The sequence below is a fragment of the Peptococcaceae bacterium genome (assembly GCA_024655825.1).
Classification (GTDB): domain Bacteria; phylum Bacillota; class Peptococcia; order DRI-13; family PHAD01; genus JANLFJ01.
Genome location: JANLFJ010000034.1, coordinates 1 through 12,247 on the forward strand (window position 1 = coordinate 1; position 12,247 = coordinate 12,247).

At 51.8% G+C, this 12,247-nt stretch carries 10 protein-coding genes; all 10 read right to left on the bottom strand.

The window, feature by feature from the left end; translation table 11 throughout:
- Positions 1 to 208: 208 nt before the first annotated feature.
- The 10 genes from NUV48_12070 to nuoE all read right to left on the bottom strand — a co-directional run bounded on the left by NUV48_12070 (position 209) and on the right by nuoE (position 12,059).
- Positions 209 to 376 carry a hypothetical protein gene (locus tag NUV48_12070; GenBank protein MCR4442874.1) on the bottom strand — a complete coding sequence of 56 codons (168 nt, stop codon included), beginning with the start codon at positions 374 to 376 and terminating at the stop codon, positions 209 to 211.
- A gap of 179 nt (positions 377 to 555) precedes the next feature.
- A complete protein-coding gene (locus NUV48_12075; protein MCR4442875.1) occupies positions 556 to 978 on the bottom strand; it encodes a GNAT family N-acetyltransferase in 423 nt (140 codons plus the stop codon).
- 114 nt (positions 979 to 1,092) lie between these two features.
- Positions 1,093 to 3,786 (bottom strand): bifunctional acetaldehyde-CoA/alcohol dehydrogenase, encoded by a 2,694-nt coding sequence (adhE, locus tag NUV48_12080; GenBank protein ID MCR4442876.1) that lies wholly within the window; start codon positions 3,784 to 3,786, stop codon positions 1,093 to 1,095.
- A gap of 113 nt (positions 3,787 to 3,899) precedes the next feature.
- A complete protein-coding gene (locus tag NUV48_12085; protein MCR4442877.1) occupies positions 3,900 to 5,012 on the bottom strand; it encodes an EFR1 family ferrodoxin in 1,113 nt (370 codons plus the stop codon).
- On the bottom strand, positions 5,009 to 5,293 hold the full coding sequence (locus NUV48_12090) for a hypothetical protein (protein MCR4442878.1): 285 nt from the start codon (positions 5,291 to 5,293) through the stop codon (positions 5,009 to 5,011). Before NUV48_12090 ends, NUV48_12085 begins: the two co-directional genes overlap by 4 nt.
- 49 nt (positions 5,294 to 5,342) lie before the next feature.
- On the bottom strand, positions 5,343 to 6,107 hold the full coding sequence (locus NUV48_12095) for a TIGR02206 family membrane protein (protein ID MCR4442879.1): 765 nt from the start codon (positions 6,105 to 6,107) through the stop codon (positions 5,343 to 5,345).
- Positions 6,108 to 6,354: 247 nt separating this feature from the next.
- On the bottom strand, positions 6,355 to 8,088 hold the full coding sequence (locus NUV48_12100; protein MCR4442880.1) for an NADH-dependent [FeFe] hydrogenase, group A6: 1,734 nt from the start codon (positions 8,086 to 8,088) through the stop codon (positions 6,355 to 6,357).
- Positions 8,089 to 8,101: 13 nt separating this feature from the next.
- Positions 8,102 to 11,134, bottom strand: coding sequence for an NAD(P)-binding protein (locus NUV48_12105; protein ID MCR4442881.1), 3,033 nt, complete (start codon positions 11,132 to 11,134; stop codon positions 8,102 to 8,104).
- Between the two features lie 10 nt (positions 11,135 to 11,144).
- Positions 11,145 to 11,531 (bottom strand): (2Fe-2S) ferredoxin domain-containing protein, encoded by a 387-nt coding sequence (locus NUV48_12110; protein MCR4442882.1) that lies wholly within the window; start codon positions 11,529 to 11,531, stop codon positions 11,145 to 11,147.
- Positions 11,532 to 11,546: 15 nt separating this feature from the next.
- A complete protein-coding gene (nuoE, locus tag NUV48_12115) occupies positions 11,547 to 12,059 on the bottom strand; it encodes an NADH-quinone oxidoreductase subunit NuoE (GenBank protein MCR4442883.1) in 513 nt (170 codons plus the stop codon).
- Positions 12,060 to 12,247 lie beyond the last annotated feature (188 nt).

Below are 12,247 nucleotides of genomic sequence, written 5' to 3' on the forward strand. Positions count from 1 at the left end.
ATCTCGTGTATTCGTTGGTTGACAAACAGATTTTAATTTATTGCAACGCTAGTGATGCAAATAGGATTTAACGGTCTTTGAACTGTACCCGAGCAGTTTCATTTCGGCGAGAGCATCGTCAATATCTTCTTTGTTGATATCATTATCAAGGTTAGCAACTCTTTCTTTAATTTAAAAACTTTTATCTCTGTTTCTTCGAAAACTTCAACTATTTCCTTGAGCTTGCTTTCCCCTCCTTGAAGACCCAACACTTCTGATCTTGATCCCACCTGTATCCTCGAACTGTTTTGATTTTTTCAATGTAAGCGAGGTCATAAGGGAAAAAGACATAAATTTCTCCGGTATCTTTTAAATTAATTGAAACTATTTTTTTCAAACAATCCCCACCCTCGTATGCCCACTGTGAAATTTGTCTAATTCCTTCTATAATATCTGCATTATTTACAATTTTTGCTTTCTATCGAACATTCTACCATACATTATTCAAAATTTGGCAACTTTTTTTGCTGAAGAGACCCGCTTTTTAAGCAAAATCTTCTTTGTATATGCCAATTTTTATATATTCTTCGATAGCAGGATGATATCTTTTCTTTTCTGCCAACCCAACTCATTCCAAAATTTCAAACCTTCTTCATTATCTGCCAAAACGAATATATGGCACTTTTTAATGCCGGCCTCTTTCAGCCTGTCAAGGCATTTTTCCGCCAACCTTTTCCCCAGTCCTTTCCCTCTGGCCTCTTTTTTAACCGCCAAGTGGTGAAGGTATCCCCTTCTCCCGTCGTGACCGCACAGGACCGCACCCGCTATACCGTTTTCGTCCTCTGCGACAAAACTCATCCCCGGATTATGCTCCAGGTAAAAAAGAATGCTTCCCCTGGAGTCGGCTTCGCTTAAGCCGATCCCTTCCGATTCCTTCCATATCTCGATAACCTTGTCGTAATCATCGGCTTTCATGTTCCGTATAATAAACTCCTCCATCCTCTTGCCTCCATCCGTGTTTTCATTCGCACAGCCAATTCCGACATGTTTGAGCAGTTTAAATTATATCACTTATAGTAATCCCGATTCATTAAGAATAATCCTGCCGCTGATTCAATGCAGACCCGGCGGCTGCTCCGGTTCCCGGCTGTAAACCGGAATCCCGGCAGGCGTTTCTTTTTCCGGTTCCTGCACTGCCTGGGGCTGGGGGAAAACGGTCATTTCCAGCTCTTCAGGCATTCCGTAATATGCCTGGCGATAAATCTCTTTCAGTTCAGAAATCAGGGGAAAACGGGGGTTGGCCGTAGTGGCCTGGTCCTCGAAGGCCTTTTCGGCCAGTTCTTCGGAAAGCTCCAGGAAGCGTTCTTCCGGTATGCCCATTTCTTTTAAAGACAAGGGCATCTTCAGTTCCTTCATGAGGTTGACCACGGCCGAGACAAGGCTTTCCACTCCTTCACGGGTATCACGGGCAGGCAGTCCCAGGTTCCTGGCAATTTCCGCGTATTTTTCATGGGCCACGTAGTGTTCATATTTCGGAAAAGCATTGAACTTTGTGGGCACTGACGCGTTATACCTGATGACATGCGGGAGGAGGACAGCATTGGCCCTGCCATGGGGAATGTGAAACTCGCCTCCCAGTTTGTGGGCCAGGCTGTGATTGATGCCCAAAAAGGCATTGGTAAATGCCATGCCGGCGATAGTCGACGCATTATGCATCTTCTCCCGGGCTTCCCGGTCGCCGGCATTCCGGAACGACCTGGGCAGGTAGGCAAAAACCAGCTGGATGGCTTTCATGGCCAGCGCGTCGGTATAATCCGAGGCCATCACCGAAACATAGACCTCCAGGGCATGGGTAAGGGCATCCATTCCTGTATCCGCCGCAACCCCCGCCGGCATGCTTTCCACAAAATCCGGATCGACTATGGCCACATCCGGTGTCAGCTCGTAATCAGCCAAGGGGTACTTGGTCTGGGTCTCCGGGTCGGTTATGACGGCAAAGGAGGTCACTTCCGAACCGGTACCCGATGTGGTGGAAATGGCCACCAGCCTGGCCTTTTTGCCAAGGCGGGGAAACTTGGCCACCCTCTTTCTGATATCCATGAACTTCAGGCGCAAATCCTCAAACCTCGTTTCAGGGTATTCATAAAACAGCCAGATGGCTTTGGCCGCGTCAATGGCGGACCCGCCCCCCAGGGCTATAATCACGTCGGGTTTGAAGGCATTGACCGCTTCCACTCCTTCTTTCACCGTCTGGATCGTAGGATCGGGCCGCACACCGCTGAAAATCTCGGAATGGACGTAATTGCGTCCTTCCCGGTGACGCAGGCGGTAAAGGACCTTATCCACGTACCCCAGCTTTACCATCATTTCATCGGTAACAATAAAGGCGCGGGAGATGTCGGGCATCTTGGACAGGTACTGGACTGCCCCTGGCTCGAAATAGATTTTCTCAGGTATCTTAAACCACTGCATGTTATACCTCCTTTTTACCACCCGCTTTCTGTTGATGAGATTGACAGAAGTGATGTTTGCAGTGGTGCTGTTCCTCCCGAAGGAGCCGCAGCCCAGGGTTAGGGAGGGGAGATTGGTGTTGTAAATGTCGCCGATGGCCCCGTGGCTTGAAGGCTGGTTGATAATGAGTCTTCCCGTGTTGACCTGTTTGGCAAACTCGTTGATGACCTCCTCGTTTTCCGAGTGGATAACGGCAGAATGTCCTGACCCGCCGAAATTAACCATCTCCACGGACCTTCTCAATCCTTCCCAGGAGTCTTTCACCCTGTAACAGGCCAGGATAGGACTGAGTTTTTCCCGGGAAAGAGGATGATCGGGCCCCACTCCTTCCAGTTCAGCCACCAGTATTTTGGTGCCTGCCGGAACGTTAAAGCCCGCCTTCCTGGCTATTTCCGTAGCAGGCTGCCCCACTATTGCCGGGTTCATGGCACATTTCACCGTGTCAATGGCCAGGGCTTCCAGCATCCGCTTTTCCTCACCGCTGACAAAATAACACCCGTTATCCTTCATCAACTGCACAACCCGGTCGTAGACCTCGTCATCAATGATCACCGCCTGTTCCGAGGCGCAGATCATCCCGTTGTCAAAGGTCTTGGACAGGATCAAATCGGTAACTGCCCGCCGGAGGTCGGCCGACTTTTCAATATAGCAGGGCACATTGCCCGGTCCCACTCCCAGGGCGGGTTTGCCCGCGCTGTAGGCGGCCTTGACCATGGAAGACCCTCCTGTTGCCAGGATGAGAGAAACCCCGTCATTCTTCATAAGAAACTGCGTGGCTTCAACAGACGGCTCTTCCACCCACTGGATGCAATTCGGAGGCGCCCCGGCGCGGACAGCCGCGTTTCTCATGATGCGGGCCGCTTCCGCGCTGCACTCCTGGGAACCAGGATGAAAAGCGAAAATGATGGGGTTTCTCGTCTTCATCGAGATTATCGCCTTGAACATGGTTGTTGATGTTGGATTGGTCACCGGCGTAATCCCGGCAATAACCCCTACCGGTTCGGCCAGGTCGTAATAGTCCTCTTCCTCGTTTTCCTCAATGATCCCTACCGATTTCTGGTACTTGATGCTGTGATAAATGTATTCCGTGGCAAACATGTTTTTGACGGCCTTGTCCTCGTATACTCCCATCCCTGTTTCCGAAACAGCCATCTTGGCCAGCCGCATGTGATTGGCCAGACCCTCGATGGCCATCTCCTTGACGATAGCATCGACCTTTTCCTGGTCCAGCTTAATCATTTCCCCAAGGGCAAGCTTGGCGTTTTCCACCAGCTGTTCAATCATTCGCTCAGCCATGATATAATCACACCCCTGCTTTACAGCTTTTTTACCTGCATTACTAGTCTGTTATTGCAGGGGCTTTTTTATGAGTCCGGCTTCCATGTTTCATTATCACCACACTGGCGGCGTCAGGTTCTGCCGGGCAAGCGGTCACCCTGCAATTCAAACCGCCGCAATTCTCCCGCTTTCGTTTCCGGCTCGTGGTAACGCCGGAAAAACGGGGTCGGAGTGATATGCGTGATTAACCTGTTGACCGGCGCAAGGCCAAGCAGCGCGTGAAACAGCCTGTAAACGATATAAATCGAACCAATCCTGTAAGTATATGTCAATATAGGATCAAGCCACGCCGTTAGGACAGGGCCGCTTACCGGCAGGTTGACGGTAATTAAGCTTATCAAATAGTGACCCGCCGGGATCGTAAAAACCAAACAAAAAACCGCAGCAAGCAAATAACTGGCCTCCACAGCTTTTGACGGGCAATAAGCCATGCAGCGCATACAGCTCTGGCAGGAAAAGGTCCAGTACGGCCGTTTATTCTTGACCCCCCGCAGCCGCACACCCCGGTACGAGCAGTTTTTCACGCAAAAACCACAGGCAGTGCAGCGGAAGCTGGCGTAGAAAATTTTTACCAGGAAAAAACGTCCCAGTACAAGAAAACCCAAGGATACAGGCAGCAAAAGCAGCCCCATGAGAAGACAAACCCGTCCTCTAAAAACGCGGTTGCCAGCGAGCAGCGAATTCATAAAACGAACTGTTTTTTCTCTGGCCCTGTCTATGATCGCCCGGGCATTAGCCTCGCTGTAACCCGGATGTACGACGACCCAGTTGGAGGGCATGTCAATGCCCATGACCCCTCTTACCCGGTAGCCCTTGAAGGACAATACCAGTGCCGCCAGGTACCCGGCAGTGCCTTCCAGGCCGGGTGGAAAGAAGCGTCCAAACCTAGTCCCGCCCCGGGTAGGCATGACAAAGGCATGAGTCCCTCTGCGGCGGGGGAACTTCAGTAAAAAGCGAAGCATCGCCCAAGGCACGGTAAAGGCATGTGTGGGAAAGACCAGCCCCAGGAGGTGAGCAACGCCATCTTTTACTTCTTCTCGCGGTTTTGCGCCCGCTATAGAGGCAACTTTCGCCTCGCGGTCCTTATCGGCAAACGTTTCGCCGGCAATACGGGCAACGCGGTAAGAATTCCCTGTCCCCGAAAAATAGTAAATTAAAAGTGAACGATAAGTGTTTTCACTCACTTGACCACGCTCCTGCACCAGGTTCGCCTGCCGCACCGCGGGCAATACAAGAGTTTTGAGCGAAAGCTGTTTAGACCGGTAAAGGTCTGCCGCATGTTGATGGAAAAGACGGCGCCGCAGCTTTTGCACTGCCAGCGGTAACTGATCGTATTCCAGTGAACGAGCAGAATAAGTCCGGCAATGAATAGGAGCGCGCCCCAAAAAATTCTGCCCGCCGCCGTGAAAACAAGCCCAACCAGCATCACGGCAACCGCTCCCGCAAAATACATCAGGTTCTTCATAAGCTCCCCCCATGATTCTTATTCAAATCAATCCATGCCAAATAACCTTCTACGCGGACAGGTCTCGAACGCGATTCCGCCGTGTTTTCCTTAGTTTATGAAAATTGTAATAATCGCTTGCGGCAAAAGGAAGGTAACACAGCAAAAAAGTAACCGCTCCCACCGCCTCCAGAGACAAAATGTACCACGGCCACGGCCCCAGGTAATCCAGGAGCGAAGGCCCGGCTGGCTTTTGGCAGATGTACAGGTAGTTGCTTCCCAGCACCGAATTGATAACAGCCATCACCAGCAGATAAATATTGGCAGCCGCAAAGGCTTTCGCTGCAGACCTGGCCCTTGGCCTGTAGTTTTCGATAAAGGTCATCCACAGGCAGGCAGTAATGATCAGGCCGTGCGAAGCAAAGAAAACCAGGAAAGTAAAATGGGGAAAGGCATAAGCGGTATCCGGCGTAAGTAGAGCCTGGCTGGCTCCGCCGAGCCCCCAGAAATAGGCAAGCTCATATACACTGTAATTCCCGGTCAGCAGCATGGCGGCGGAAAGGAACATAGCCATGTCGCAGAGGTGCAAAGGCAGCGAGTACCTCGCCGACCAGAAGCCGTTGACTAAAGGCCAGACCTGGAGGGAAGCCTCCAGCAAAAGAAGGGTAAAGGCCATTACCCGGCGGACAATCGCCCCTGTCCTATATCCCCGCAAGCTCCGGCGCGCGGCAAACAGCAGGATATTCACGGCAGCGATCAGCGCCAGGGCGCCGAGGTGCGAAGATGACCCGGTAATGAACGGTTGTTCAAATCCAGGCGAAAAATAACGTTCCACATCATATGCCCCCTGCATTTCCTTATTCCTGTCTCCGTATTATCAAATGCCTGCCAGCGTTATCCAGGCGTCACCGGCCTGATTATATTATACAGCTTCGTTATCAAAAAGCATTTAACAATGCTTGCCTTGGGGAGCTTTTTGTCAATCACGTGGTGGAATGCAACTTTCCTGTTTGCAATAAAAAACGGGCAGCAACGCCCGTTTTTTATCACCCTGTTTTGTTATTACTAATCGTTTCTTTCCTTTACATTCCGGATCGTTTCCTGTTCCTGTAGTGGGTGTGCAGGAGCTTGTGCGACATTTCGCCCAAAGGTTTGCCCAGGAACTCCTCGTAGATCTTTTTAATATACGGGTTCTCATGTGATTTCCTGAGGGGAAGGCCGCGGTCCGCTTCGTAGACGGCCTCCATCCTCTTTTTGCGTATCCCGACGTAGTCAGCCGTGTTAAGAGGCTGACCCCCTCCGCCCAGGCAGCCTCCGGGGCAGGCCATAATCTCCACAAAGTGGTACTCGGCCCCGGCTTTAATTGCCTCTAGAATCTTTTTGGCATTCCCCAACCCGTGGGCCACGGCCACTTTTACTTCCAGTTCGCCTACCGGCACTGTTGCTTCTTTAACGCCCTCCATACCCCGGACATCAGTAAACTCCAGCTTCTCCAGCGGCTTTGAGGTAACGATTTCGTATACCGTGCGCAAGGCCGCTTCCATCACCCCGCCGGTCGCTCCAAAAATAACCCCGGCCCCTGTTCCCATGCCGAACGGATCGTCGTACTCCTCTTCCGGCAGCATATCCCAGTCTATGCCGGCCTGCCGGATAAGGGCAGCCAGCTCCCTGGTCGTCAGGACGGCGTCCACATCCTTAAAACCGCTTGCTCTCATCTCCGGCCGCTCGCACTCGAATTTCTTGGCGGTGCACGGCATCACCGACACCGTGTAAATCCTTTCCCGGGCAATACCGTTTACAATCCCGTAATAAGTCTTCATGATGGCTCCAAACATTTGCTGCGGCGATTTGCATGTCGAGATGTTCGGGATAAATTCCGGGTAAAAATGCTCCATGTACTTGATCCAGCCGGGACTGCAGGAAGTGATGAGCGGCAGCTTCCCGCCTTTGTTGAGCCTTTCCAGAAGTTCCGACCCTTCTTCCATGATGGTCAAATCGGCCGCAAAATCCGTATCGAAAACGCCGTCAAACCCCAGACGTTTTAAGGCGGCCACCAGTTTTCCCGTCACAATGGCTCCGGCTCCCATCCCGAACTCTTCGCCGAGAGCAATCCTGATGGCGGGAGCCGTCTGGACGACAACATGCTTGTCAGGATCGCTCAACGCCTTCCAGACCTCGTCGATATAGCTCTTCTCGCTCAAAGCTCCCGTCGGGCAGACATTGACACACTGGCCGCAGAGAGTGCACATTACATCACCCAGCGGGAGTTTAAAGGCGGGAGACACAATGGTATTGTACCCCCTGTCCAGCGCCCCGATGGCCCCGACACCCTGGACCTCATGGCAAACACTGATGCAACGGCGGCACAAAATACATTTGTCGGGGTCCCTAACGATTGAAGGGTTCCCATCGTCCTTTTCTCTTCTTCTCCCTGGGTATGAGTATTCCAGTTCCCTGATGCCCAGCTCGGCGGCGACCTTCTGCAGCTCGCAGTTATTATTGCGGGTGCAGGAAAGGCATTCCTGGGGATGATCGGACAGGATCAGGTTCACTACGCTTTTACGTGCCTCTCTCACCCGGCTGGTATTCGTGTACACCTTCATACCCGTCGAAACCTCCGTTGTGCAGGCAGGCATCAGGCTTTTCGCCCCCTCCACTTCCACCACGCAAACCCGGCAAGCGCCGATCGACTGGATGTCTTTAAGATAACAGAGAGTTGGGATATGAATCCCGGCTGACCTGGCTGCTTCCAGAATCGTTAATCCCGCCTCGACCGACACTTCCCTGCCGTCAATAAGCAGATTCACTTTCATCATCGTTCCCTCCTCCCTATTTCACATCGCAGCGCAGGCAGCGGCTGGCTTCATACTGGACTTCTTTTTCGGTCAAAGTAGCCTCCACCTCGTCAAAATTGAACTTTCTTTGCTCCGGCGGCAGGATCGTCGGGTTGATCCGTTCCCGCTCCCCTTCGATAACCGGCTGGTAAAGTTCTCTCTTGATCTGCCTCTTATCGAACGATTCGTAGTTCTTCCCGCCCAGGTAACGGTCAATGGTCTGGGCGGCCTTCCGCCCGTCGGCTATGGCGCTGATCACCGTTTCAGGTCCCCTGACGCAGTCGCCTCCTGCAAATACCCCCGGAATGGAGGTCATCATGCTTTCCTTGTCAACCTCGATAACCTTCCCGCTGCCCAGGGTTATCTCATCGTCGACCACCAGGTTTTCAATATCCTGGAACAGCCCCACGGCCGTGATGACAGTATCTATCTCCACCACGAAATTTGATCCTTCTACCGGAACCGGTGTCCGTCTTCCCGACTTGTCGTACTGGCCCGGCTCCAGCCTGATGCATTCCAGCCCCACCACGTGCCCGTTTTCTTCGATTACCCGTACGGGCGTTGTAAGGCAGTGAATTTCTATGCCTTCGTTCGCCGCATCTTCGATTTCGCTCTTTTCCGCCGGCATATCTTCACGGTTCCTCCGGTAGATGATGCTCACTTCCCTTGCTCCCAGCCGCTTGGCAACCCGGGCTGCGTCAATGGCGGAATTGCCGCCCCCTATTACCGCAACGCGCTTTCCTATCTGGACCTCGTGCCCCAGGCAAACATCTTTCAAGAAGCTGAGAGCCGAATAAACCTCAGGCAGGTCTTCCCCCGGAACGTCAAGAGGGCTGTCCTTGTGGCAGCCGATCCCCACAAAAACGGCGTCGTACTCCTTGACCAGGGAACTGAGGGAAATATCTTTTCCCACGGAGGTATTAAGCATAACATCAATACCGTGAGCCAGTATCCATTCAATTTCCTTGTTGAGAATATCCCGCGGCAGTCGATAGGCCGGAATAGTCAGGGCCAGCATTCCGCCAAGCACGGGCTGCTCCTCAATAACCATCACCTTGTAACCCCATTTGGCCAGAAAATAGGCGACGGTCAGCCCGGCCGGACCTGATCCCACCACGGCGACTTTTTTACCGTTGGGCGTAACCCCGGCCATTTTCTTTTGCACCCTTTTTATGGATTTTTCCCAGTTGGCCAGTTCATAATCCCCGGCAAACCGCTTAATATAACGGATCCCTACCGGGGCGTCAAGCTGACCTCTCTGGCAGCGTCTTTCGCAGGGATGGTTGCAGACCCTCCCGCAAACCGAAGGGAACGGATTGTCCTCCCTGATAATATCCACCGCGTCGGCGTAAGCCTTGCGCTGGACAGCCTCGATATAGCGCGGGACGTCTATCCCCGCCGGGCAAGAGTTCTGGCAAGGCGATACGAACAGCGACGCGCAGACCGAAGCCCGGCAGTACTTGTTTTTAATGTGTTCTTCATACTCCTCCCTGAAGTAGCAAATAGTGCTCAAAACCGGGTTGGGGGCAGTCTGTCCCAGCCCGCAGAGGGCCGTATCCTTGATATGCTTGCCCAGCTTTTCCAGTTTTTCGATGTCCCCTGGCTGGCCCTTGCCCCTGGTGATATTCTCGAGTATTTCCAGCATCCTTTTGGTGCCCACACGGCAAGGAACACATTTCCCGCATGATTCTTCCTGCACAAACTCCAGGAAAAATTTGGCCAGGTCGACCATGCAAGTGTCCTCATCCATGACTATTAACCCGCCGGACCCCATAATCGTCCCTAGTTCAGTCAACGATTCGTAATCCATGGGAACATTGAGGTACTGTATTGGTATGCACCCGCCGGACGGGCCTCCGGTTTGGGCGGCTTTAAACTTCTTGCCTTTCGGTATCCCGCCGCCAACTTCGAAAATGACTTCGCCCAGGGTAGCGCCCATAGGAACCTCAACCAGGCCGCTGTTCTCAATTTTCCCGGCCAGGGCGAACACCTTTGTTCCCGGTGATTTAGCTGTGCCCACTGACTTAAACCATTCCGTCCCGTTTAAAATAATCGGCGGTACATTGGCCCAGGTCTCCACGTTATTGATCACCGTGGGTTTCTGCCACAAACCCCGGTCTGCCGGGAACGGCGGCTTGGGACGCGGTTCACCCCTTTCCCCTTCAATAGACCGGAGCAGGGCAGTTTCTTCGCCGCAAACGAAGGCTCCAGCGCCGACCCTGATTTCAATATCAAAACTAAAACCGGAATCAAAAATATTGCCGCCCAAAAACCCTTTTTCCCGCGCCTGCCTGATCGCAAGATCCAGGTGTTCCACGGCAAGCGGGTACTCAGCGCGGATGTACACGAAGCCTTTGTTGGCTCCAATGGCATACCCGCCAATGATCATCCCTTCGATCAAGGAATGGGGGTCGCCTTCGATAATGCTCCTGTCCATGTAAGCGCCCGGGTCTCCTTCATCCGCATTGCAAACGACATACTTGACCGGCCCCGCGCTCCGGGCGGCCAGTTCCCACTTTAAACCGGTAGGAAAGCCGGCGCCGCCTCTTCCCCTCAAGCCCGACTCCTTTATGTGCCTGATTACCTGGGCGGGCTCCATTTCTCCCAGCACCCTGGCCAGGGCAAAGTACCCGTCCCGGGCAATGTAGTGTTCAATATTATTGGGGTCTACTATCCCCACGTTTCGCAGGGCGATTTTAACCTGGTTGCTGAAAAAGGAAATATTGTTTACATCGTTTTCTCCTTCGAACAACAGCCTCTCCACCACGTTGCCCTGGTAAAGGTGCTTTTCCACGATTTCCCGGACATCGTCAGGGGTCAGCTTTTTATAAAAAATGCCGTCAGGATAAACGATCATCATGGGGCCAAGAGCGCACGGACCCATACAGCCCGTTATTACCACCTTGATTTCCTTGTCGATCCCATACTTTTTCATTTCTTCCTGCAGAGTCTTGGCAACCTCTTCGCAGCCGGAGGAGACACAGCCGCCGCCCCCGCAAACAAGCACATGATTCCTGTATATCTCCATTGCGAATCTCCTACCTCCTCTCCATTCTCGTTGACAGCAGCCACGGGACAACAGCCACCCCGTTAATGACATGCTGCGTAAAAATCACTTCCGCCATTTCTTCAGTAACCAGGGCATACACAGAACTCCTCATCCCCGGTTTAAATATTTGGATTATTGGTTCCATGCTGCATAAGCCCAGGCATCCAGCAGGCTCAATGATCACCTTCCCAACCATATCGTGCTTTTCGGTGAGTTTGATCAGCCTTTTTTCCACTTCCTTGGCCCCGACTGAAGTACCGCAAATTCCCAGGTGAACAATAATCCGGGTTTTATTCTTTTTTTCCTCTTCCAACTTCCTGTAAATCTTAATTGAATTTTGCCGGAATTCAATCATTTTGTCCTTAACCGGCGTCATTTTTCATCCCCCCTTCTATTGTTTTTTATCAGCGGGATAATAGCTGGCCAATATCTCTTCTATCTTTTCGGCCTTAACACGCGTATACACCTTATCGTTAATCATGATTACCGGCCCCAACCCGCAGGAACCCAAACACCGCAGCACTTCCAGGGAAAAAACACCGTCCTTGGTCGTATCCCCGGGTTCGATTCCCAGGACTGACTTCAGCTTGCTCAATATTCTCTCTGTTCCTTTTACATAACAGGCCGTGCCCTTGCATACCCCAATAACATACTGCCCCTTTGGTTTTTCCCTGAACAACGTGTAAAACGAAACAATCCCGTTAACGTCCACCACCGGCATTCCCAATTCAGTGGCGATCAGGTCCTGTACTGCCGGGGGTAAATAACCGAAAACCTTTTGCACTTCGTGCAAAATCGGGATCACCGCACCAGGCTGTCTTTTGAATTCTTTAATAATGCTCATGACGCGCTCATACTCGTCTTCTTTCAATCCTTCCTGACACAGAGCGGAGATAAACTCCATCAAACCCTTCCTCCTTTTTCTGTTCATTTGCAAAAACACAATGCAATTTTCATGCCAGCTTTTTTACCGGACAAGAAAATATTAACAACAATCTTAATCAACCTTCTGCCGCCTGGCAAGGGGATTTGATAATAAAGAAAAACTTCTTTTTCACAAATATTTGTACTTTTCTGCGCATGCAAAAAAAC